Origin of the sequence: Rhizobium brockwellii, assembly GCF_000769405.2 — a bacterium.
GTDB lineage: Bacteria > Pseudomonadota > Alphaproteobacteria > Rhizobiales > Rhizobiaceae > Rhizobium > Rhizobium brockwellii.
In genome coordinates, this window is the sequence record NZ_CP053439.1 from 1,084,624 (window position 1) to 1,106,982 (window position 22,359).

The following is a 22,359-nucleotide window of genomic DNA, read 5'->3' on the forward strand; positions in this document are numbered from 1 at the left end:
AGAATGCACAAATTCTGTACGTAGTTCCCAAAAGGATACTGTAAAATGTCGTTGCCGCGCGCCAAGCTCGTCAAGAATTTCCCCGGCTGCCCGGTCGAAGCGACGCTGACCTACCTCGACGGGAAGTGGAAAGGCGTGATCCTCTTTCATCTGATGGAGGGAACCCTGCGCTTCAACGAATTGCGCCGTAAGCTCCCGGCCGTGACCCAGCGCATGCTGACCAAGCAGCTGCGTGAACTGGAAGAGTCCGGCCTTGTATCACGCACCGTCTATCCGGTCGTGCCGCCGAGGGTCGAATATGCAATGACGCCGCTCGGCTTGACGCTCAAGCCCGTGATCCAGGCGTTGGCCGCCTGGGGTGACGATTATGTCTTCTGCAGCCCGGAAGGCCGCGAGCTGCGCTTGGCCTCAGACGGCCTGCGCGCTCCGGTCGCGGCGCTCGAGGCGTAGCGAGGCTGCAAAGACGAACAGGCCGAGGAAGGACAGCGCCGCGCCGACATAACCGGTCGCCGCAAAACCGTAGCCCCCGGCGATGACGAGACCGCCGAGCCAGGCGCCGATCGCATTGGCGATGTTGAAGGCGGAATGGTTGGAAGCGGCCGCTAACGTCTGCGCGTCGGCGGCGACATCCATCAGCCGCGTCTGCAGCGCCGGGCCGGCGGCAAAACCGCAGCCGACGAGGAAGACGGAGAGACCGAGCATATAGGGATTGGCGGCGGTCAGCGAGAAGATGGTCAGCACGACGATATTATAGACGAGCGACCCGCCGATCGTGCCGAGCAGCGATTTGTCGGCGAGCCAAGAGCCGATGAAATTGCCCGCATTCATGCCGACGCCGAAGAGGACCAGCATGATCGGAACGGCCGTCTCCGGCAGCATCGCCACCTCAGTCGTCGTCGAGGCGATATAGCTGAACATCGCGAACATGCCGCCGTAACCGACAGCGGCAATGCCGAGCGTCAGCCACACCTGCGGCCGGCGGAAGGCGCCGAGTTCGCGCAGGAAACCCGCTTCCGCGGAAACCCTGTCCTTCGGAACGTAGAACCAGATCAGTGCCACCGTCAGCAGGCCGAGCACGCCGACCGAGAAAAACGCCACCTGCCAGTCGAGCGACTGGCCGAAGAAGGTTGTCAACGGCGTGCCGAGAAGTGTCGCGACGGTCAGGCCGAGCATGACGCGGCCGACGGCACGGGCGCGGCGATGCACCGGCACCATCGAGGCGGCGACAAGGGCCGCGACGCCGAAATAGGCGCCGTGCGGCAGGCCGCTAACGAAGCGCAGCAGCGTGAAGCTTTCGAAGGTCGGCGCCATGGCGCTTGATATATTGCCGGCGGCAAAGATCAGCATCAGCGTCAAAAGCAGCGTGCGGCGCGCCATCTTCGCGGCGAGCACGGCAATAACCGGTGCGCCGACGACGACGCCGAGCGCATAGGCGCTGATGACGTAGCCGGCTTGTGGCGTCGTGACCGAGAAGGTCTCGGCGACATTGGGCAGCAATCCCATGATCGCGAATTCGCCGGTGCCGATGCCGAAGCCGCCGCAGGCGAGCGCCAGCTGGACCAGCACCACGGTCATTGCCGACGGCAGCTCTTCATCCTGGCTATCGATGGAAATATTGGCGGCAATCTCACTCACGAGAGCTCCTCGAGGCGGTTTCTGCTTGGCAATGGCCCCTGGCGCAGGCGCAGCCGATCGGTGGAAATGGCGGGAGGTGGAGACGATGTCTCCGATAGACCATCTATCCGTGAGCTCTCGGCTGCCGTCGAGTGCATTTTTTGCAGTGCAGCGTCCTGCTATGTGCATACGTCTATTGCAATTTTTGCACTTCTGTCCTTTGTCAGGAAAGAAGGCTGCGCTTGAAATCGGCGATACCGCAACCATCTCAGGGCAAGGCAGGAGCATTTCCGCGCCAGAGACGGGAGCTCTTATGAAGCTTGTAGGCTTTTTCAATCGCGACGGCGGGACCTTCAAGACCACCGACATGCTGGCCTATGAAAAAAGGGCGGAGGCGGCTTTCCGCGAAGCGGGGCACGATTTTGACGCCATCGTCTTCTCAGGAAAGGAAATCGTTCCCGCCATGGAGCGGGCTGCCAAGCGCGACGATATCGACGGTATCGTTGCCGGCGGTGGTGACGGCACGATTTCGGCGGCGGCATCGATTGCCTGGAAAAACGGCATTGCGCTCGGCGTCGTGCCGGCCGGCACGATGAACCTCTTTGCCCGCTCGCTGCGTGTGCCGCTCGATATCTGGCAGGCGCTCGATGTGCTTGCCTCTGGCGAGGTCGACAATGTCGATATCGCCAGCGCCAACGGCCGGCCCTTCATCCACCAGTTTTCCGCCGGCCTGCATGCCCGCATGGTGCGTTACCGCAACGCCTACAGCTATCGTTCCCGGCTGGGCAAGATCCGGGCGAGTACGAAGGCTGCCTTGGGCGTCATCTTCAACCCGCCGGAATTCGAGGTCGAGTTCGAAGCGATCGGCATGCGCGAGCGCCGCAGGGTGTCGGCGATATCAGTCTCCAACAATCCCTTCGGAGAGAACGCGCTGCTTTACGCCGATAATTTGAGAAGCGGCGAACTCGGCTTTTACACGGCAAATCCGCTGAAGCCGCTTGGTGTCGCCCGCCTCGCCATCGACATGCTGCGCGGCAAGGTCCGCGAGAATGCCGATGTCATGGTGATGCACCCGGCCGAAGTGCACCTGCATTTCCCGAAACTGCGCTCCAAGGCCAATTGCGTCATGGACGGCGAGTTGCTGCCGCTCGAACGCGACGTCTCGATCCGGCTGCATCCGGGCGAATTGAAGGTCCTCGTCAAGCAGGGTCTTGCGGCGCAGGTGGACGCCAGCGAACGCCGCGAGCCGGCTGCCTAAATCGGCCCTGCATTGTCTTCAGAGCCGCGGCAGATAAGTGCGGTAGTCGAAATCCGAAACCGTGCGCAGATGCGCGAGCGCTTCCTTGCGCTTGGTATCGCCATAGAGCGCCTGGTAGCGCGCGCCGAAGATATCGGCGATGAAAGGCGAGGTGCGGAAGGTCTCGACGGCGCTGAGGAAATCATGCGTCAGTCGCGTCGTATTCACCGGCGTGTGCGAGGGCGTCGCCTCTTCGCCGGGGTCGAGTTCGCCGCCGAGACCGGTGAGCATGCCGCCGAGGATCGCTGCGAGCAGCAGATAGGGATTGGCGTCGGCGCCGGCGACGCGGTGTTCGATGCGTGCGGCCGGCCCATCCTTGTCGGGTATGCGGATCGCCGTGCCGCGATGACCGCTGCCCCAGGTCAGATCGACAGGCGCAAACGAGCCCGGCTGGAAGCGCCGGTAGGAATTGGCGAAGGGAGCGAAGATCAGCTGCGCCGCGCGCATGGTGTTAAGCAGGCCCGCTGTCACTGATTTGAGCAGCTTCGGCTCGCCGCCCTTGGCATCGAGGATGTTGCGGCCTTGTCCGTCGATGATGCTCGCATGCACATGCAGGCCGGAGCCGGCATGTTCGGAATAGGGCTTGGCCATGCAGGTCGATTTCAGCCCGTGCCGGCGCGCCGCCTGTTCGGCGATGCGCTTGAGATAGAGGCAATCGTCGGCGGCTGCCAGCGCATCCGGGCGGTGCAGCAGGTTGACCTCGAACTGGCCCGGACCGAATTCCGCCGTCGTCGCATCCGCCGGCAGGTCCTGCGCTCTCGCATAGGCCCTCAGCGTCTGCAAATAGCCGTCGAGCGCGTCGACGGCGCTCATGTCGTAGAGCTGGAAACCGTTCGGTTGGCCGCGATAGGTGAGGCTTTCCGGCGGGGAGGGGCGTCCGGTCTCGCGCCAGTCTCCCGACATCACATAGAATTCCAGCTCGGTGGCGACGACGGGCGTCAGTCCGCGCGCCGAATAGCGCTCGACCACCGAAGCAAGGATGGCGCGTGGATCCATGAAGCTCGGGCTGCCGTCGAATTCGTGCATGGTGGCGAGCACCTGCATCGAGCCCTCGGGCGCCCAGGGCATCGGCGCCAGGCTGCGCCGGTCGGGGATGACCTTGCCGTCGGGATCGCCGATCGTCAGCGATAGGCCGGTGATATCGTCATTGTCGTCGCCCCAGATGTCGAGCGATTGCGTCGAGGTCGGCAGGCGGATGTCACCGGCCCAGACCTTGTCTTCGGTACCAGGTGGAAGCTGCTTGCCACGCAGGTCGCCATTCATGCCGACGATCAGGATCTCGAAGCGCGGATCGCCGCCGTCGGCCTTGCCGTCCATCCTGTCGCTCGCCATGACCTTGAAAATCCTCCGGGACAAGGCCAAGCTCCTATCTCATCGACATCAGCCTTTCAATCCGCGAGGGTCTTTTACCAGTCATGCCCGATACTTACCCACCCTCGAATCTTGCCGCGATCGACGCTGCGCACCACCTGCATCCCTTCGCCGACATGAAGAAGCTGAATGCCGAGGGCGCGCGTATCATCCAACGCGGCGAGGGCGTCTACATCTTCGACAATCACGGCAGGAAATATCTCGATGGCTTCGCCGGCCTCTGGTGCGTCAATATCGGCTATGGCCGCCGGGAGATCGCCGATGCCGCCACCAGGCAGATGAATGAGCTGCCCTATTACAACACCTTCTTCGGCACGACCTCGACGCCGGCGACGCTGCTTGCGCAGAAGGTCACCTCCCATGCCGGGGAGCGGTTCAACCACATCTTCTTCACCGGCTCCGGCTCGGAGGCGAACGACACCTGGTTCCGCATGGCGCGCGTCTATTGGAGCGCCATCGGCAAGCCGTCGAAGAAGATCGTCATATCGAGAAAGAACGGCTATCACGGTTCGACCGTTGCCGGCGCCAGCCTCGGCGGCATGAAATACATGCATGAGCAGGGCGACTTGCCGATCCCCGGCATCGTCCACATCGGCCAGCCCTATTGGTACGGCGAGGGCGGCGATCTCTCACCCGCCGAATTCGGTCTCAAGGTTGCCCGAGAGCTCGAAGCGAAGATCGACGAACTCGGTGAGGAGAATGTCGCCGCCTTCGTCGCCGAGCCGGTGCAGGGCGCTGCCGGCGTCATCATCCCGCCCGAGACCTACTGGCCGGAGATCGACCGCATCTGCAAGGCGCGCAATATCCTGCTGGTGACCGACGAGGTGATCTGCGGCTTCGGCCGTCTGGGCGCCTGGTTCGGCCACCAGTATTTCGGCGTCGAGCCCGATCTGGCGCCGATCGCCAAGGGGCTTTCCTCAGGCTACCTGCCGATCGGCGGCGTGCTCGTCAGTGACCGCATCGCCGATGTGCTGATCAACGATGTCGGCGACTTCAATCATGGTTTCACCTACTCCGGCCACCCGGTCTGCGCCGCCGCCGCCCTCGAGAACCTGCGCATCATCGAGGAGGAAAGACTGGTTGAACGCGTGCGCGACGATATCGGCCCCTATTTCGGCAGGCTCTGGGCAGCGCTGGCAGACCATGATCTGGTCGGCGAAGCCGTCAGCATCGGCCTGATGGGCGGCCTGCAGCTTGCCGCGGAGAAGAGCACACGCACCCGCTATGCCAAGCCCGATCAGGTCGGTGCGCTGGTGCGCAACCACGCGCTGGCGAACGGTCTGGTGCTGCGCGCCACCGGCGACCGCATGCTCGCCTCGCCGCCGCTCATCATCAGCCATGAGGAGGTGGACGAGATGGCGAGGATTACCAAGCTGGCGCTGGATTTGGCCTGGAAGGATCTGAAGTCTTGATTGCTCTCAGCCCATTTTGCTGAGCCAGCCACAGGCAAAGCCTTATCTGTCTAGCGAAAGCCTTCGGGCCTAAAGCTCAAAATCCTGCGGCTTGATATCTTCGGCGCCGTGTTTCACGCGTAGGACCACGATGCGGTCACGATAGGAGCGGAAATAGATGCAGCGGTTCCGATAGGGCAGGCCGCGCAGGCCTTCCGCAATGTGGTCGCGGGGAGATCCGGTAAAGTCCACTTCGGCGATCCAAGCGATCTTCGCGGTCAGATCGGCCAGGAACTCCTGCGCGTAGTGGGGGCTGCTCTCGGCGATATAGCGCCGAATATTCCGCAGATCCTCAATGGCGGATGGAGCGATAATCAGGCGTTTCGGTTTGATGGCCTTAGCTTTCGTTCATGACGTCTTTGAGGAGATCCGCGCCGGTAGCGTACTCCTTGCCGAGGCCGGCTTCGATCTCGGCGTCCGCCGCCTGAATGTCCCTACGCAGCGCCTGTATTTTCAGCTCGTGGTCGGCGAGCATACGGATGCCTGCCCGCACGGCCTCGGTTTCGGTGCCGAACCGGCCATTGCGGACAAGATCCGATAGGATCCCGTCATAGGTATCGCCAAGGGAAAAGGTCTTTGCTCGTGCCATGTAAATTTACTCCCGGCTTTTTACTATATGACAAATACAATACTTTTACAATATTCGACCGTGATGGATAGGCTAACGAACCGATGGTTCAGCTCGTCCGAGCACAGTAGACCGCATGCTGGCCTCGTCATCGCCGGTCATCAGCGACACTGATGTAAATGAGATAGCGAGGATCACGAAACTAGCGCTGGATGTGGCCTGAAGGAGTTGAAATCCTGATGCCGCTTAGCCCGGCTGATTGACCCAGGCGTAGCCGAAACGGTAGCTGTCGCCGCCGCGCCGATAGAAATAAGGCACGTCGATCACCGATGCCTCGGGTGCGGCAACGCCGAGGTTGGCCTGCAACCATTCAGCCATATCAGGCGGAAGCGCTTGGCTTCCCCCCTTCTGCGGGAGGAGCCATACCAGGAGAAGTGGCCGCCGGCTGGAGAGATCCGGGTTGAAGCCGGGATAATCCACGGAGAGGATCGGCACGCCGGGAATATCCTGCCTGAGATTGCCGGCAAGCAGGCTGTCGCCGGCAAGGATCGCCGCCGGTTCGAACTGTTTGCGCAGGATTTCCAGCATGCCGGCATAGGGCCTGTTCAGCCGCTCGTAATGGCCGGTGAAGCGTGCCGTCGCGACGCTGCCGTAGAGGGCCGACGGCACGCCGATCATGATGACGGCGACGATGGGCATGAAACGCCGGAACGCCCTGTCTGTCGCGACGCCCACTGCCTCGATCTTCAGGCAGAAATAGAGCGGCAGGATGAAGAGCATCGGCACCAGCCAGCGATCCTTGATGCCGGCAGCACCCCCGAAGACGATCAGAAGCAGAATGCCGGCCAGGAAGACGAGCATCATCCGCTCGAGCAGCCGCGTCCATTCCGAACCGGAGCCGAGTGCCGGACGAAGGCTCTTGACGAAGACGAGCGCGAATACCGCCACAGTCAATCCGGCAAAGCTGATGGTGGCGAGAGCCAGTGAACTGACGCCCATGGCCACCTGCGTGAGATAGCTCGCATGGCCGCTCGCGGTCATCTTCTCCAGGGTGCGTGCGGTGGCGAAATCGAGATTGTCCTTCAGCCAGAAGAGATGCGGCAGGGTGATGACGAGCGCCACCGCCGCCGTCAGCACCAGCCGCCAGTCGAAGATCCGTGGCCGCAGGCGCGCATCCGAAAGCGCGGCAATCAGGGCTGCCGCCGGCAGGATCGCGAAATTATATTTGGCAAGCAGGCCGAAACCGATGCCGATGCCTGCAATCAGATAGGAGGCAAGGCTCGGCTGCTTCAGGCTGCGGATGAAGCCGTAGAAGAAGATGCTGGCCGAGAAGAACACGGCGACCGTGTGCGTCAGGTCGCGCTGCATCTCGAAAGCCATCTGCGGGATCGTCAGCAGCCCGAGCGTGGCGATCGCCACCAGCGCCTTGTCGCGCAGGATAAGCCGCGCGGTCAGGCCGTAGAGCACGTAGGAGCTGAACAGCAGCAGGTTCTTCACCACCGAAAGCGCGGTTAGCGAGACGCCGGAAAACTGGAAGACGGTATATTGCAGCCAGTTGTAGAAGGGCGGCTGCGGACCGTAGCCGGCGGCAAGCCATTGCGAGCGGAATGCCTGTTCGGCCTCGTCGAGATCGAGCGAATGCGAGGTTGCGAGCCGCACGCCGACCTGAAGCACGAAATAAGCGGCCAGCAGCACAAAGATCCAACTGATGTCGCGACGGTTGCTTTCGGTCATTCTATCTGGCCCCCGGCTGAACCCAGGCGTAGCCGAGCGCGAAATTGTCGCCCCGGCGGCCGAAATAATAAGGAAGCGACAGCGAGCCGATCTCCTGCAGCGCGATATCAGCCGTCGTCAGCGCCGAGGAAAACCGCTCCGGCATGACCGCATCGGCAGCCGTCGCCGTCCTCTTGCCGCGCCAGACGATCAGCACCGGCCCCTTGGCCTCGGCATAGGACGGAATGCCGGGTGCCGGAAAATCCGGAATCACGACCGGCACATCGGGAAATTGCAACCGCATGTTTCCGCCGATATAGGTGTCGGAAGCGATCACCAGCGCCGGTTTCGCCTGTCGGGTCATCTCGCGCGAAAAACCCGCCATCGGCACATTCGGCCGGCTGTAAGTGCCGATCAGCCCGGCGCCGACGACGCGAAAGCCGAGTGCGATCAGCACGCAGGCCATCAGCACCGGCAGCACCGGCCGGAAGCGGCGCAGCCCGGCGGAAAGGTCGAGCCCGGCAGCCTGCATTTTCGCCAGGAAATAGATCGGCAGCACCAGCAGGAACGGGTCGAGCCAGCGCTCGCGCACCGTGGTGGAGCCGGTGAACAGCACGATCAGAACGATGCCGGCAAGACTTGCGAGCATCATCCGCTCCATCATCCCAGTCCAGCGGTTGCCGGCCGAAAGCGCCCGGATAAAATCCCGGCGGAAGGTGGCGGCGAAGATCGCGACCGGCAACGCCGCAAAGGCGATGATGGCGACGAGAAAGGCGAGAAGGCCTTTGCCGATCCGGCCGGCGCCGGCGGGTTCGCTGCCGGCGGCCATCTTGACCAGAGTGTCGGAGGAGGCGAATGCGAGATTTCCCTGCAGCCAGATCGCGTGTGGCAGGACGATGACAAGCGCGACAGTGATCGCCGCCAGCATGCGCCAGTCGAGCGCCCTGCGCCGCCATTCGGCATCGGGCAGGATGGCGATTAAGGCGACGACTGGCATCAGCGCGAAATTATATTTCGAGATCAGCCCGACGCCGGTCGCAAGCCCAAGCAGCAGGTAGCTCGCCATATCCGGCCGGTCGAGCGTGCGGAAGAAGCCGTAGAGAAACAGCGAGCTGGCAAAGAGCAGCGCCGTCGTGTGGGTCAGATCCTGCTGGGCCATGTAGGAGACCTGGGGCAGGGTGATCAGCGCCAGCATGCCGATAGCGGCAAGCGCCTCGTCCTTCAGCGCGCGCCGCCCGGCAAGGCCATAGAAGAGATAGGACAGGAAGAGCAGGATGTTCTTTGGAACGATCAGCGCGCCGATCGACATGCCCGTCACCGAAACGACGGCATATTGCATCCAGTTGTAGAAGGGCGGCTGCGGGCCGTAGCCCGCCAGCAGATATTGCGAGAAGAAGGATTGCTCGGCCTCGTCGAGTTCCAGCGAATGCGGAAGCACGATGCGCAGCACGATGTTGAGCACGAAGTAGGCTGCAAGCAGCAGGCCCGCGGTTCTGATCGTCCTCGTCGCGCGCTCCAGCATCGTGCTGCCGGCTTAGGCTTGGCTTTGATCGTCGAAGATCTGCCGCACGATATAATTCGGAGAGGCATCGTCGCGGTAATAGGTGCGCGCGATCATTTCCGCCAGGATGCCGGTGGTGATCATCTGTACCGACGACAGCAGCAGCACGACGCCGACCATCAGCATCGGTCGCGTGCCGATGTCGTTGCCCAGGATGAATTTGTCGAAGCCGAGATAGAGCAGGATCAGCATGGCGAGCGCGCCGAGGCCAAGACCCAGCGAACCGAAGAAATGCCCCGGCCGCGCCTTGTAGCGCATGAAGAACATCACCGACAGCAGATCGAGGATGACGCGGAAGGTGCGCGAAATGCCGTATTTCGATTGGCCGTGCTCGCGGGCATGGTGGGTGACGGCCATCTCGCCGATGCGCGAGCTCGGGACGACACCGGCGACCCAGGCGGGGATGAAGCGGTGCATCTCGCCCATCAGCTTCACCTGCTTGATGATCGAGGCACGGTAGATCTTCAGGCTGCAGCCATAATCATGCAGCTTGACGCCGGTGATGCGGCCGATCAGGGAGTTGGCGCACCAGGAGGGGATCTTGCGCAGGAACAGACCGTCCTTGCGGTTCTTGCGCCAGCCGACCAGGAGGTCGAGTTCACGCCGTTCCAGCTCGGAGACCATCGAAGGAATGTCCTTCGGGTCGTTCTGCAGGTCGCCGTCCATCGTCGCGATCAGACGCCCGCGGGCGGTATCGATGCCGGCCTGCATGGCGGCAGTCTGGCCAAAGTTGCGCTGCAGCTCGACGATCCTAAGCGCCAGCCCCTCGCCTCCGACGTATTTGCGGGCGTTGACCAGCGTCGCATCCGTGCTGCCGTCATCGACGAGGATCAGCTCCCAGCGATGGGGGTAGCTAACCATCGCAGCCACGACACGCTCGATAAGCGGGCCGACGCTTTCCTCTTCGTTGAAAATGGGCACGACCAGCGACAGTTCGAGCGATTGTACCGGATCATTCGTACCGCGAATGGGCTCTACGGTTGTCTGCAACTTTCATCTCCAAAAGGCCGGACGGCCGAGCAAGCCTTACTGCTGCCGCCGCACTTGCGGAAGGCTACTACATGAAGTGTCCGCCGGTTGCCAGCCGGCAATGGCGGTTTCCCGTAATCGGCTGATCTGCCGCGGCGCTATTTGGCGCCGCCTTCCACCCAGGAGTAACCTATGGAGAAGCTGCGTTTGCCGTCACCGAAGAGATAGGGCAGCGTCAGCGTCTTCAACTCCTGCAGATGAATGCCCGATCTCACGAGGTCATTGGCGAAACCGGGGGAAATTGTCGGGTCATCTGCGGTCTCGCCGCGCCAGATAACCAGGACCGGTCCCTTCGCGTTCGCATATTCGGGAACCCCGGCATCCGGAAAGAACGGGATCACGACGGGAATGTCGGGAAACTCCAACCGCATGTTGCCTGCCACGAACTTGGTTCCCGCCACGATGAGAACCGGCTTGCGGGTCGCGGTCAATTCAGTCACGTAGCCGGAAAAGGGTACGTTCGTTCTCGTATAAGTGCCGATGTATTGAATGCCGACGATCCGGAAAAGAAGGATCGACAAGATGACGACCATGAAGACCGGCAACACGGGCCGGAAGCGCGCAAGACCAGCGGAAAGATCAAGGTCTGCGGTTTCCAGTTTCAGTAACAGATAGATCAGCAGGACGAGCAGGCATGGGTCGAGCCAGCGCTCGTGGATATCGCTGGCGCCCGCAAAGAAGACCACGCCGACGAAGGCGAGCAGGCTGATGACCATCATCCGCTCGATCACCCGGATCATCGGGCTGGAAGAGGAGAGCGCGCGAAAGAAGTCGCGCCGGAAGGCGGCCGCGATGAGAACGATCGGCAATGCGACGAAGCCGAGGACGGCGATGATGAGAGACAGCAGTCCTTGCGTGATGCGGGGGAGGCCGGCCGGGGCCAGGTGTTCGGCGGTCATCCGCTCAAGCGTCGGCGCAGAGGCGCTGGCGAGATTGTCAGGCAGCCAGAGCGCATGCGGCAGCACGATCAAAATGGCAATGACGGCCGCCGGCAGCAAACGCCAGTCGATGAGACGGCTGCGCCATTCCCGCTCCGGCAGCACGGCGATCAGGGCTGCAAATGGCAGGATGGCGAAATTATACTTCGAGATGAGCCCGATGCCGGTGGCGATGCCGATGAGGAGATAGCTCCCGATCGTCGGCTGGCGCAGCGTGCGGAAAAAACCGAAGAGGAAGAGCGAGGTCGCAAACAGCAGGGCAACCGTATGGGTCAGTTCGCGCTGCGCCATCAGTCCGACCTGCGGCAGGGTAATCAGGCTGAGCATGGCGACGGCTGCGAGCGAACGGCTCTTCAGCACCTCGCGGGCAGCAAGCCCGTAGAAGATATAACAGCCGAAGAGAATGATGTTCTTGGGCACCGAGAGCACCCACATCGATATGCCGGTCACCGAAACGATGGCATATTGGATCCAGTTGTAGAAGGGCGGCTGCGGTCCATAGCCGGCAAGCAGATATTGCGAGTAGAAGGATTGCTCCGCCTCGTCGAGATCGAGCGTATGCGGCAAGGCGATGCGAAGCGCGATGTTCAGCAGGAAATAGCCTGCCAGAAAGATGCTTGCGCTAGTAATGCTTCTGGTAATCCGCTCCAACATCGATCTCCACGTCAAGCCGGCAAGGCGCCATCATGTACCGGTCGGCCGCTCCGATCGTCGGCGTGGAGGCGTTTTCACCGCCATCGCCATCACTCCGCCGTTGTGCGCAACCTTCATTTCTCTTAAAAGGCCTGGTCTCTTAAAAGGCTTGGCGACGGGACCGGGCCCATGCCGACCCAAGCGAGGAATGCCTACTACATGAAGAGTTCGATCGTTGAAAGCCGGCAATCCTGGTTTATGCGCAATCGCATGACCGTTCTGACGGTCGTCATCGTCGCAGCCTATGGTCTCTTCATCCAATGGTTCTGGGGTTGGCCTGTTATCATCAGGCAGTGGGCCGATGTCGGCGCGGGTCCTGTCATTGGTGCGCTGGTGCTGCTGACGAGCACCTATTTCCTGCGCACCTGGCGCATCTATGATTATTTCCCGAAGGAAACGGCTGGCCGGTTCGCGGTCCTCTTCCGCGTCACGCAGATCCACAACCTGCTGAACATCATGCTGCCCTTCCGCACCGGCGAGACCAGCTTTCCGCTGCTGATGCGCAGCGAATTCGGCATTCCGCTGACGCGCGGAACCTCGGCGCTGTTCGTCATGCGGCTGCTTGATCTGCACGCCCTTCTGGCCGCCGCCGGCATCGGTTTTGCCGTCGCTTCAGCCGATGCGGCTGTTGCCTGGTCGCTCTGGACGGTCTTCCTGTTGCTGCCGGTCGCGGCTTTCGCCGCCCGCAAGCCGCTGCTGCGCCTGGCCGCCAGACTGCTGCCGAAAAAGGCGCAGAGATTCGTCGCCGAGATCGAAAACGGCTTGCCGCTCGATGCCATCGCCTTTGCGCGCGCCTGGGCGATGACCATCGTCAACTGGCTGGTGAAGGTGATGGTGCTGGCCTGGGCGCTCGGCCTGATGGGTGTGCTGCCGATGGCCGCAAGTTTCGGCGGCGCGCTCGGCGGCGAGCTCTCCTCCGTGCTGCCGATGCATGCGCCAGGCGGCGTCGGCACTTATCCAGCCGGCATCACCGCCGGCGCCATCGCCTTGGGCGCCTCAAGCGAGCGGCTGGCCCTGGCCGCGCTGGCGCAGGCAAGCGTCAATGCCCACCTGCTGATCATCGTCTCGGCACTGACAGGCACGGCGATTTCACTGCCGCTCGGGCGTCGCGGCAAGCTCTGAAATCCGTTTTCTCAAAAACGCCTGCTCCGGCTCCTGCCGGCAGAGAGACAGCGCCGTTTCATAGGCCGCGATCGCCTCATCGGTCCGGCCCAGACGGCGCAGGAAATCGGCGCGCGCCGAATGGGCGAGGTGATAGGCCTGCAGCTCCCGGCGTCCCAGAATGCTATCGACCAGATCCAGCCCCTTTGCCGGCCCTTCCGCCATCGCAATCGCCACGGCGCGGTTGAGCTCGACGATCGGGGAGGGCTGCGCCGCCAGAAGCAGATCGTAATAGAAAGCGATCCGCCGCCAGTCGGTCTCTTCGGCAGCCGGCGCTCGGGCATGCTCGGCAGCGATCGCCGCTTGCAGCGTATAGGTGCCGATCTCTCCCGCCTGCATCGCTTCCGTGAGCAGCGCGAGGCCTTCGGTAATCTTTGCATGATCCCAGAGCGAGCGGTCCTGATCGGCAAGCAGCACCAGCGATCCCTGCTCGCCGCGGCGGGCGGTGCGGCGGGAATCCTGCAACAGCATCAGCGCCAGCAGGCCGCAGACGTCGGGATGCGGCAGCAGCGTCAGTAGCAGCCGCGCCAGCCGAATCGCTTCCGCCGTCAGATCGGCGCGGACCACCTCCTCGCCCGAGGAGGCCGAATAACCTTCATTGAAAACGAGATAGATGACGTGCAGCACCCGGTCTAGCCGCGGCGGCAGCGCCTCGCGGCCGGGCACCTCGTAGGGGATCTTTGCCGCCCGGATCCTGCTCTTGGCGCGCACGATCCGCTGGGCGACCGTCGGCGCTGGAATGAGGAAGGCATGGGCGATCTCTTCGGTGGTCAGCCCGCAGATTTCCCGGAGCGCCATCGCCATCTGCGCATCGGCGGGAATAACAGGATGGCAGCAGGTGAAGATCAGCCGCAGCATGTCGTCCTCGATCGGTTCCATGTCGCCGATCTCCGTTGCATCGGGTGAGTAGAGGCTGTCCTCGATGTGATGCTGCGAAGCATCGAAACGCGCCCGCCGCCGGATCGTGTCGATCGCCTTGAAACGGCCCGTGGAAACGAGCCAGGCGAAGGGATTGCCGGGAATACCGTCCGTTGGCCATGTCCGCGCGGCCGCGGCAAAGGCGTCGTGAAGCGCTTCCTCCGCCCGGTCGAAATTGCCGAGCAGGCGGATCAGCGTCGCCAGCACCCGGCGCGATTGCGTTCGGTAGATCTCCTCGATGACGCGTTCCAAAGGGGCACCTCAGTCCGGCAGGCTCAGCATTCGCATGGGCCTCAGTTCGACCGCGCCGAAACGTGCCGAAGGGATCCGCCCGGCAATCTCCCTGACTTTCACCATGTCAGGCGCCTCGATGACGTAGAAGCCGGCCAGATGCTCCTTCGTCTCGACATAGGGGCCGTCGGTAGCTGACAGGCAGTTGTCTCGAACACGCAGCACGGTTGCCTTGTCGGGCATCTCAAGCGCATCGGCATGGATCATGATACCGTCGCGGCGCAGTTCCTCGTCGAAGGCGAAATGCGCTTTGATGAGTTCATCGGTCTCTTCCGATGTCAGCGTGCCGTCGGTGTCGGCGCTGTTATAAATCATGCAGATGTAGCGCATGGCTATTTCCCATCCTGGATGGCGTAAGTCGGGCGCACTTCGATTGAGCAATATTTGAGGATCGGAAAACTCGACACGATCGTCTTCGCCTCCTCGATATTCTCGGCTTCGATCAGCACAAAACCGCCGAGGTGCTCTTTGATTTCGGCAAATGGGCCATCGGTCGAAAAGGCGTCGCCATTGCGCAGGTGGACCGTGATCGCCGTTGACGGTTCATGCAAGGCGAGCGCCACCAGCAGATGACCGCTCTCGCGCCAGCGATTGTCGCTGGTGATGCACTCCTGTGTGAGCGCATCCCATTCGGTCTGAGGGACCAGCTTGCTTTTTTCCGTGTCGAACCAGATCTGGCATAGAAATTTCATTGGTCTCTCCTCATTTAGCTCCGAATTCGTGGATTGGCCGCACTTCGATCGCGCCGAGTCTGGCGAGCGGGATGCCTGACGCAATGCGGATCGCTTCGTTGAGATCCTTTGCCTCGATCAGGATGAAGCCCCCGAGCGCCTCCTTCGTCTCGGCGAAGGGACCGTCCGTCACCGACATCTCGCCGTTGCGCACTCGGACAGTCACCGCCGATTTCGGCGGCTGCAGTGCCTGGGCGACGATCATATGCCCGCTTTCGACGAGGTCCTTGTCATAATTCAAGGAATTGGTGTCGAGTTCGGTCTTCTCCTCTTTCGTCATGGCGTCGAGTACCCCGCCATCGAACCAGACCTGACAGAGATATTTCATCGCGGCAGCCTCCTCGTGAGCATTTCAATAACCCTGGACGACCGAACTCCACGCATTTCGACACCGGTGGAAAAAAATCTTTGTGCCGGCCGGCTGTCGAAATCGCAAGGCAGCACTCGACAAGGCTTCATCGAAACCTGTCGAGGAGAACGGAAATGAGCATTCTTGAAATCGCCCTGGCAAGCCATATCTGGGCACGCCGTCGTGAAAAGCGTCAGCTGGTACCCGACGATACCGATGCGCTGAGGGTTCTTCTGCGCATCGTTTTCGTCGTCGTCGCCTTCACCCTGCTGATATCAGGGCTGAACCTTGCCGCCGGCAGGCCGCAGATGCTGGCCGAGGGGTCGGCGCCCGTCGTGACGGGCAGATGATAAAACGGCCTATTGGAAGGCCGTTTCGAAGAAGCTGCGCAGCTTGCGTGAATGCAGCGCTTCCTTCGGCATGGCGGCCAGCTTCTGGACGGCGCGAATGCCGATCTGCAGATGCTGGTTGACCTGCGTGCGGTAGAAGGCCGTCGCCATGCCCGGCAGTTTCAATTCGCCGTGCAATGGTTTGTCGGAGACGCAGAGCAGCGTGCCGTAGGGCACGCGGAAGCGGAAGCCGTTGGCGGCGATCGTTGCCGATTCCATGTCGAGCGCGATCGCGCGCGCCTGGGAGAGCCGCTTCACCGGCCCGCGCTGGTCGCGCAGTTCCCAGTTGCGGTTGTCGATCGTGCCGACGGTGCCGGTGCGCATGATGCGCTTCAGCTCGAAACCCTCATAACCGGTGATTTCGGCAACGGCAGCTTCCAGCGCCACCTGCACTTCGGCCAGCGCCGGGATCGGCACCCAGACCGGCAGGTCGTCGTCGAGGACATGGTCCTCGCGCATATAGGCATGGGCGAGTACATAGTCGCCGAGCCGCTGGCTGTTGCGAAGACCGGCGCAATGGCCGAGCATCAGCCAGGCATGCGGGCGCAGCACGGCAACATGGTCGGTAATCGTCTTGGCGTTGGAGGGGCCGACGCCGATATTGATCATGGTGATCCCGGCATGGCCCTTCTTCTTCAGATGGTAGGCTGGCATCTGTGGCAGGCGGGTAAGGGCGGAATCCGTTTCCGGTGCGTTCGAGCCGGGCAGGGTGACGACATTGCCGGGCTCGACGAAGGCAGTATAGCCGTCGCCGTCCTCCGCCATCAGCTTGCGCGCCCAGCTGCAGAATTCGTCGATATAGAACTGGTAATTCGTAAACAGCACGAAATTCTGGAAATGCTCGGCATGCGTCGCCGTATAATGCGACAGTCGGGCGAGCGAGTAGTCGATGCGTTGCGCGGTAAATGGCGCAAGCGGCGAGGGCTCTCCCGGCGGCGGGATATATTCGCCGTTGGCAATCTCGTCGTCGGTGGTGTTGAGATCTGGTGTGTCGAAGATATCGCGCATCGGAACGTCGATGAAGGCGTTGGTCGATGCTTCCACATGCGCACCCTCGCCGAAGGCGAAGTGCAAGGGGATCGGCGTCGTCGATTCCGAGACGATGACAGGCACATTGTGGCTCTTCATCAAGAGCGCCAGCTGCTCTTTCAGGTAATGCTTGAAGAGCTTCGGCCGGGTGACGGTCGTCGTATAGATGCCGGGTGCCGTGACATGACCATAGGAAAGCCGCGAATCGACATGGCCGAAGCTTGTCGTCTCGATGCTGACCTGCGGATAAAAAGCGCGGTAGCGCGAGGAGATCGGCGCGCCCTGTGCGAGTTCGGCGAAGCTCTGGATGAGAAACGCCGTATTGCGCTCGTAAAGCGCCGTCAGCGCCTCGACCGCCTTGGCGGGATCATCGAAACTCTCAGGCTGGAAAGGCGGTGGAGAGGAAATGTCGAGGGGCAACAAAGGGGGGATTCGTTTGTTCATGACACATTATAGAGAGTTGTTCTTGACAAGCAAACGACGCGCGCCGGCGGATTCCGATTTTTTATCCTGCTGCCTGTCCGATGCGATGTCGCCCAAAAGTGTGCAGCAGTTTTGTATGATGATCTGAATAAATCAAAGACTTAAAGCAAATTGCATGAATTCGGTTCGATGCGATGCGCTTTAGTCACCGCACCGCAGGCGCGCAGAAGGTGCCGTTTCTCTCCAGGCAGGTATAGCTCGCCCCGAAATGCGACTGCGCCCCGCCGCCGCCTTCGTGCACCACGACTGCCGAAAACGTGATCGCGAAGATCGCCGCAAACAGCGTGATGATGCTAAAACGTCTTGCCAGAATATAGATGTTCATCCCCTTATCCCCGATACGCAACTCTATCGTGACAAGAGTTTTGGCATGCGATGGCTGAACGAGTGCTGAGATGCCGGTTCATCAGCCGTTCAGCTTGCAGGAGAGGCTCGGCCAGGTTGCGGAGAGGATCAGGAAGGATTCGCCGGGCGAGTTCGACATCATTCGACTTCGCCTGCTGGCGTAGCGGAGGAGACCGCAAAGGGCTCCGAAGATGCCGGCGCGTCGGCATGCTTCAGCGTTTGGGGTAATCGCTGCGCTGGCGCCTTATGGCCTCAGAGCCGCGTCCAGGTCTGCGACTTGCAGAGGATCTTCATCACGCAGCCCTGCATCCTTAGCGAATTGCCGGAAACCTTGCCCGCGCCGCTATAGGTCTTCTCGGCGGCCGGGTCGGTGATCTCGCCGGCGTAGCTGCCGCCGGTTCCCGCGAGTGTGCCGATCTTCCGGCCGGCATATTTACCGGTCTTCAGCGTCACGCAATAACTGCCGCCGCAGGATGAGATCACCGCCGTATCGCCGGCGGCCGTCCTCCAGTTGCCGACGATCGGCTCCTCGGCATGCGCGATACCCGCGATGACTGCTATGAAGCCGGCGAGAACGAAGCTGCGGATCATCTTTTCCTCCATGATGTCCTTGGGTCCCGCGAAAATAACTGACGCGAACGTAAAGGTAAACAGGGTCAATCGCTGTCATGCTGGCCGGCTGAAAAACGCGAGAAAAGCCGTGCGGCGAGCTTTCAAAGATATCGCCTGCTGATTTCATGATGAACAATCCGTTTATTTCCAAATCTGAATATTTCGTAGAATCCACGCGAAAATCCTTAATTCGTAAGGGATCCGATGTTTAACAAAAATCCAATTTTACCAAGCGTTTGCACTTTGTTTGTCTCAAATTAATCATGCATTTTAGGCGTTTTTTGAAAGCCGTTTGGCATAGTGAACCCATCAAACGAGCGGGGCAAACCCGCCGGACCGAAAGGGCCGCAAGCCGCAACAGACGGCAAGGCCCCGAGGTAAAACAGGGTCAGTCATAAACAGGCTAACAGGGATAAAACCGATGGCACGCTTTGAAATGCACAATGCTGAAACGGCCACCATGGGTGGCGACAACAACAGCGCCGATGTCTTCTGCGAAATGGGTCTGATGTATGCGACCGGCCGCGGCTGCGAAGTCGATCTCGTCTCAGCCCACAAGTGGCTGAACATTGCCGCAATCAAGGGCAACGATCGCGCCGCCGAGCTTCGTGCCGACGTGGCCGCCGCCATGGACAAGATGCAGCTCGCAGCAGCGCTGCGCGCCGCCCGCGAGTGGATGACGGTCCACTAAGACCGTCTCCGATCAGGAATTCGACAAGAGCAGCAATAACAACCTCAAAAGAGGGGGCTGGCGGGGCGCTTGGACGGGGCCGACGCCGGGAGAACGGAACCGCGACCGGATCCTCCACCGGCCGCGGTTCTTCGCTTTATCGGCTGATCTGTTTCAGCACCTGCGGCAGCGTCTCTTCGAGCAGCGCCATATCCGCCTCCGGCCCGACGCTGATGCGGATGCAGCGATTGAGCGGCGCCACGCCAGGCATACGGATGAAAACCCCGTGCTCCATCAGCCCGTCAACGATCGCCCTGGCATAAGCACCGTCGCGGCCGGCATCGATCGCCACGAAATTCGTCGCCGAGGGCAGGGGCTCTAGACCGTTCGCCCGGGCGATACCGCCGATCCGCTCCCGCGCCGCATGGATTTTCCCGGCCACCTCGACGAGATAGGTCTGGTCCTTGAGGGCGGCGAGCGCTGCAGCCGTTGCCAGCCGGTTCATGCCGAAATGATTGCGGATCTTGTCGAAGGCCTGCGCCGTGCCTGCTGTCGAGATCACGTAGCCGGTGCGTGAGCCGGCAAGTCCGTAGGCCTTGGAGAAGGTGCGGGTGCGAACGACGTTCGGCAGCTCGATGAGCGAGGAGATCGACGGCAGCGAACCTGCCGGCCCCGTCTCGCTATAGGCTTCGTCGAGCACCATCAGCGTCGTCTCGGGCAGCGCCCGGGCGAAAGCGACGATGCTGTCGGCATCCCACCAGCTTCCCATCGGATTGTCGGGATTGGCGAAATAGACGAGCGGCGCATTCTCGCGTTTCACCGCATCGAGCAGCCCGTCGAGATCCTCGCGGTCGTTTGCGTAGGGAACGGTCACCAGCCGGCCGCCGAAACCGGCGACATGGAAATTGAAGGTCGGATAGGCGCCGAGGGACGTGACGACGGGCGCGCCCGGCTCGATCACCAGCCGGACGATCTGGCCGAGCAATTCGTCAATACCGGCGCCGATGGCGATATTGGCGGCCGAGACGCCGAGATGGGCGGCAAGCGCTTCCCGGAGCGCGAAATTCTCAGGATCATTGTATTTCCAGATATTGCCGGCCTCCTCGCGCATCGCTGCAAACACGGAAGCGGCTGGGCCGAAGCCGTTCTCATTGGCGCCGATGCGCGCCGAAACGGCAAGCCCGCGCTGGCGCTCGATCGCCTCGGGGCCCACGAAAGGAACTGTGGAAGGCAGGGCGCTGGCAAGAGGTGTGAAGCGCGAAAAGGCGGACATGCGACGACAGTTTCCCGGGAGATAATGACAACTGGCGAAACAATAGGCCCGGGCACGGCCAACGCAAGCAAGATTATTTCCGCAACGACTCGGCCTGTTCAGGCGCGGAAGATCGGCGCACGCCGAGCGGCAATTGCTTCCATGTTGCCGACGAGGAAATCGGTGCGGACGACGCGGCGCAGAACCTCGGGGTCCATGATGTTGATGAACCGCACCCCGATGCGTTCCTTATGGCGATAGACCTCGGCGCAGCCGATCCGATAGGCGAGGCCAAGAATGTTGAGATAATAGTGCTTCGGCAGGCCGGCCGTGGTCGAGACGATGAAGGTCGCGCCCCCCTGGGAGATATCGATGATCTCGGCGCTTCGCATGGAGACGCCTGTGAGGCACGGCCGGACGGCGACGATGCGGGCTGGCCGTTTGACGCTGAATTCTTCCCAGCGCAGGTCGTAGACAGCGGATTTGACCGTGGCAAGGTGTGTAGCGCGGAGCATAGTCATTCACATTCTCCGTCAGACAGGGCACATTTGGGGTCTTGATCGCGAGCAAGCTGGCCTTGATCTCATTCAAGCTGGGGTCTTCCTCGAACCAAGGTCACATGAATGTTTTGCACATTCGTCAAATATAAAATTACAATTTTAACGAGTTCAAATTTTGTTCCCAAGCGGGACGCCCAGATGTTCATTATTGGGACGCGGCTTTCATCTCCTACAGCGCCGCCGTCTTTTCGAGAGCCGCAAAGCATACTGTAATGGTTTGAACTGCTGCATAATTCCTGAATTCCATTCCGGTTTAAGGAATTATACAGGAGGCTCCCGTCTCAGCCGAAAAATCTGACTACGAGATATCCGCCGGCGGCGGTCAGCGCCGTCAGAGCCGTGCCCCAGACCATGTCGACCAGGCTCATGGCGAGCGGCCAGTTGCGAAGCGTGGCGAGATTGGTGATGTCATAAGTGCCATAGGCCGCCAGTCCAAGAATGGCACCGTGAAGAAACGCGGTGGCGATCGAGCCCGCCGACAGCGCCGGCAGCACGGCAAGCACAACCACCGCGACGGCGAAGAACAGGTAGAACAGAGCGGCGACCGCCAGATTGGGCGAGGGCAGCATCAGCGCTCCCAGTTGGTCGCGATAGAAGTTGCGGGCGATGAGGCCGAGCCATATCCCGTCGCAGACGAGAAGGGTGAGAAAGGTGCCGGCATAGGCGAGCAGTGATGTCTTCATCGTCAATCTCCCGAACTTGGCTTTTCTACGCAGCAAAGGCCGGCCGGATCGCCGCCCCGTTCGATTTCGGCGCAATTTTCCCGAACTCTTTCAATGGCCGAGCGTTGTGCCTTGATCGATGAAGCACGGCGCGCTTCGAATGACGACAGCGAGGAGTTGAAGATGACTGATGTAAAAATCCCTTGGGAATCATGGGTCGTGGTCTGCGATGGAGCCAAGGCTCTGATCATGCAGAATGCCGGCGATGCCCAACTGGTGAATCTGAAGGTGCTGGAAACTCTTACACAGCCGAGCGCGCCGGATCGCGAGATTGGCGCCGATAAGCCTGGCCGAACCCATGCTGCAGACGGACTGAGCGGCAGCGCTGTCGAGGAGACCAGTTGGCAGGATCAGGCCGAAGCCGAATTTCTGAAACAGGTGGCGGGAAAGCTCGACGAGTTAGTGCAGGAAAAGAAGGCCCGTCGTATCGTCCTCGTTGCACCGCCGAAGGCGCTTGGCGCGCTGCGACCGGCACTCCGCGCCGATACGCAGGCGGTGATCACCGCGGAAGTGGCGAAAGACTATACCAATATGCCGGTCGGCGAGATCGAGCGGCATCTCGCCGCCTGAGCCGGCAAGAGCCTACCTATTAGTGAACGCGGGTCGAATGGC

25 protein-coding genes are annotated in these 22,359 nt (G+C 61.4%); 7 read left to right on the forward strand and 18 right to left on the reverse strand.

What is annotated here, in order from left to right; all coding sequences use genetic code 11:
* Nucleotides 1-45 precede the first annotated feature (45 nt).
* Nucleotides 46-450 carry a winged helix-turn-helix transcriptional regulator gene (locus tag RLCC275e_RS05520; protein ID WP_003557995.1) on the forward strand — a complete coding sequence of 135 codons (405 nt, stop codon included), beginning with the start codon at nt 46-48 and terminating at the stop codon, nt 448-450.
* Here the strand turns inward: RLCC275e_RS05520 and RLCC275e_RS05525 are convergent.
* Nucleotides 409-1,635, reverse strand: coding sequence for an MFS transporter (locus RLCC275e_RS05525; RefSeq protein ID WP_130707420.1), 1,227 nt, complete (start codon nt 1,633-1,635; stop codon nt 409-411). The two genes, RLCC275e_RS05520 and RLCC275e_RS05525, sit on opposite strands and share 42 nt — an antisense overlap.
* Nucleotides 1,636-1,927: 292 nt before the next feature.
* On the opposite strand from RLCC275e_RS05525, the gene RLCC275e_RS05530 reads away from it, so the two are divergent.
* The gene (locus RLCC275e_RS05530; protein WP_033180507.1) at nt 1,928-2,872 is read left to right on the forward strand and encodes a diacylglycerol/lipid kinase family protein; all 945 of its coding nucleotides are present in this window, start codon (nt 1,928-1,930) and stop codon (nt 2,870-2,872) included.
* 18 nt (nt 2,873-2,890) lie between these two features.
* Here the strand turns inward: RLCC275e_RS05530 and RLCC275e_RS05535 are convergent, their stop codons facing one another.
* Nucleotides 2,891-4,243: a glutamine synthetase family protein gene (locus RLCC275e_RS05535; protein ID WP_033180506.1), complete on the reverse strand. Its 1,353-nt coding sequence runs from the start codon at nt 4,241-4,243 to the stop codon at nt 2,891-2,893.
* 83 nt (nt 4,244-4,326) lie between these two features.
* On the opposite strand from RLCC275e_RS05535, the gene RLCC275e_RS05540 reads away from it, so the two are divergent.
* Nucleotides 4,327-5,694, forward strand: a complete 1,368-nt coding sequence (locus RLCC275e_RS05540) for an aspartate aminotransferase family protein (RefSeq protein ID WP_033180505.1) — start codon at nt 4,327-4,329, stop codon at nt 5,692-5,694.
* A gap of 69 nt (nt 5,695-5,763) precedes the next feature.
* On the opposite strand, the gene RLCC275e_RS05545 is transcribed toward RLCC275e_RS05540, so the two are convergent.
* The 6 genes from RLCC275e_RS05545 to RLCC275e_RS05570 all read right to left on the reverse strand — a co-directional run bounded on the left by RLCC275e_RS05545 (nt 5,764) and on the right by RLCC275e_RS05570 (nt 12,196).
* On the reverse strand, nt 5,764-6,066 hold the full coding sequence (locus RLCC275e_RS05545; RefSeq protein WP_082229728.1) for a type II toxin-antitoxin system RelE/ParE family toxin: 303 nt from the start codon (nt 6,064-6,066) through the stop codon (nt 5,764-5,766).
* Nucleotides 6,067-6,070: 4 nt separating this feature from the next.
* Nucleotides 6,071-6,322 carry a ribbon-helix-helix domain-containing protein gene (locus tag RLCC275e_RS05550; RefSeq protein WP_018071003.1) on the reverse strand — a complete coding sequence of 84 codons (252 nt, stop codon included), beginning with the start codon at nt 6,320-6,322 and terminating at the stop codon, nt 6,071-6,073.
* Nucleotides 6,323-6,547: 225 nt separating this feature from the next.
* Nucleotides 6,548-8,035: an ArnT family glycosyltransferase gene (locus tag RLCC275e_RS05555; protein WP_033180503.1), complete on the reverse strand. Its 1,488-nt coding sequence runs from the start codon at nt 8,033-8,035 to the stop codon at nt 6,548-6,550.
* A 1-nt stretch (nt 8,036) separates the two neighbouring features.
* Nucleotides 8,037-9,536, reverse strand: a complete 1,500-nt coding sequence (locus RLCC275e_RS05560) for a glycosyltransferase family 39 protein (RefSeq protein WP_033180502.1) — start codon at nt 9,534-9,536, stop codon at nt 8,037-8,039.
* 12 nt (nt 9,537-9,548) lie between these two features.
* Nucleotides 9,549-10,565: a glycosyltransferase family 2 protein gene (locus tag RLCC275e_RS05565; protein ID WP_003558009.1), complete on the reverse strand. Its 1,017-nt coding sequence runs from the start codon at nt 10,563-10,565 to the stop codon at nt 9,549-9,551.
* Nucleotides 10,566-10,702: 137 nt separating this feature from the next.
* On the reverse strand, nt 10,703-12,196 hold the full coding sequence (locus RLCC275e_RS05570) for an ArnT family glycosyltransferase (protein WP_033180501.1): 1,494 nt from the start codon (nt 12,194-12,196) through the stop codon (nt 10,703-10,705).
* Nucleotides 12,197-12,394: 198 nt separating this feature from the next.
* Between RLCC275e_RS05570 and RLCC275e_RS05575 the strand changes: the two genes are divergently transcribed.
* On the forward strand, nt 12,395-13,357 hold the full coding sequence (locus RLCC275e_RS05575) for a lysylphosphatidylglycerol synthase domain-containing protein (protein WP_033180500.1): 963 nt from the start codon (nt 12,395-12,397) through the stop codon (nt 13,355-13,357).
* Here the strand turns inward: RLCC275e_RS05575 and RLCC275e_RS05580 are convergent.
* Genes RLCC275e_RS05580 through RLCC275e_RS05595 form a run of 4 tightly spaced genes read right to left on the reverse strand, consistent with a single transcriptional unit; the run spans nt 13,325 to nt 15,664 of the window.
* Nucleotides 13,325-14,566 carry an RNA polymerase sigma factor gene (locus tag RLCC275e_RS05580; protein WP_033180499.1) on the reverse strand — a complete coding sequence of 414 codons (1,242 nt, stop codon included), beginning with the start codon at nt 14,564-14,566 and terminating at the stop codon, nt 13,325-13,327. The genes RLCC275e_RS05575 and RLCC275e_RS05580 overlap by 33 nt on opposite strands.
* A gap of 9 nt (nt 14,567-14,575) precedes the next feature.
* A complete protein-coding gene (locus RLCC275e_RS05585; RefSeq protein ID WP_033180498.1) occupies nt 14,576-14,935 on the reverse strand; it encodes a YciI family protein in 360 nt (119 codons plus the stop codon).
* A 2-nt stretch (nt 14,936-14,937) separates the two neighbouring features.
* Nucleotides 14,938-15,297, reverse strand: coding sequence for a YciI family protein (locus RLCC275e_RS05590; RefSeq protein ID WP_033180497.1), 360 nt, complete (start codon nt 15,295-15,297; stop codon nt 14,938-14,940).
* Between the two features lie 10 nt (nt 15,298-15,307).
* On the reverse strand, nt 15,308-15,664 hold the full coding sequence (locus tag RLCC275e_RS05595) for a YciI family protein (RefSeq protein ID WP_033180496.1): 357 nt from the start codon (nt 15,662-15,664) through the stop codon (nt 15,308-15,310).
* A gap of 155 nt (nt 15,665-15,819) precedes the next feature.
* Here RLCC275e_RS05595 and RLCC275e_RS05600 point away from each other — a divergent pair, with 155 nt between their 5' ends.
* Entirely contained in the window at nt 15,820-16,035 is a 216-nt protein-coding gene (locus RLCC275e_RS05600; RefSeq protein WP_245483459.1) for a hypothetical protein, read from the forward strand.
* A gap of 9 nt (nt 16,036-16,044) precedes the next feature.
* Here the strand turns inward: RLCC275e_RS05600 and RLCC275e_RS05605 are convergent, their stop codons facing one another.
* From RLCC275e_RS05605 to RLCC275e_RS05615, 3 genes are all read right to left on the reverse strand, one after another.
* Nucleotides 16,045-17,547, reverse strand: a complete 1,503-nt coding sequence (locus tag RLCC275e_RS05605) for an AMP nucleosidase (RefSeq protein WP_033180494.1) — start codon at nt 17,545-17,547, stop codon at nt 16,045-16,047.
* Between the two features lie 184 nt (nt 17,548-17,731).
* Nucleotides 17,732-17,911, reverse strand: coding sequence for a hypothetical protein (locus RLCC275e_RS05610; protein WP_012756756.1), 180 nt, complete (start codon nt 17,909-17,911; stop codon nt 17,732-17,734).
* Nucleotides 17,912-18,183: 272 nt separating this feature from the next.
* Complete coding sequence (locus RLCC275e_RS05615) at nt 18,184-18,522, reverse strand: DUF2147 domain-containing protein (RefSeq protein ID WP_033180493.1); 339 nt, start codon at nt 18,520-18,522, stop codon at nt 18,184-18,186.
* Between the two features lie 442 nt (nt 18,523-18,964).
* On the opposite strand from RLCC275e_RS05615, the gene RLCC275e_RS05620 reads away from it, so the two are divergent.
* Nucleotides 18,965-19,234 carry an SEL1-like repeat protein gene (locus RLCC275e_RS05620; RefSeq protein ID WP_033180492.1) on the forward strand — a complete coding sequence of 90 codons (270 nt, stop codon included), beginning with the start codon at nt 18,965-18,967 and terminating at the stop codon, nt 19,232-19,234.
* Nucleotides 19,235-19,370: 136 nt separating this feature from the next.
* On the opposite strand, the gene RLCC275e_RS05625 is transcribed toward RLCC275e_RS05620, so the two are convergent.
* From RLCC275e_RS05625 to RLCC275e_RS05635, 3 genes are all read right to left on the reverse strand, one after another.
* Nucleotides 19,371-20,486, reverse strand: coding sequence for a pyridoxal phosphate-dependent aminotransferase (locus RLCC275e_RS05625; protein WP_033180491.1), 1,116 nt, complete (start codon nt 20,484-20,486; stop codon nt 19,371-19,373).
* Between the two features lie 98 nt (nt 20,487-20,584).
* Nucleotides 20,585-20,986, reverse strand: coding sequence for a pilus protein PilZ (locus RLCC275e_RS05630; RefSeq protein WP_003558031.1), 402 nt, complete (start codon nt 20,984-20,986; stop codon nt 20,585-20,587).
* A gap of 320 nt (nt 20,987-21,306) precedes the next feature.
* The gene (locus tag RLCC275e_RS05635; protein ID WP_033180490.1) at nt 21,307-21,708 is read right to left on the reverse strand and encodes a DUF2177 family protein; all 402 of its coding nucleotides are present in this window, start codon (nt 21,706-21,708) and stop codon (nt 21,307-21,309) included.
* A gap of 162 nt (nt 21,709-21,870) precedes the next feature.
* Here RLCC275e_RS05635 and RLCC275e_RS05640 point away from each other — a divergent pair, with 162 nt between their 5' ends.
* Complete coding sequence (locus RLCC275e_RS05640) at nt 21,871-22,317, forward strand: baeRF12 domain-containing protein (protein WP_033180697.1); 447 nt, start codon at nt 21,871-21,873, stop codon at nt 22,315-22,317.
* Nucleotides 22,318-22,359 lie beyond the last annotated feature (42 nt).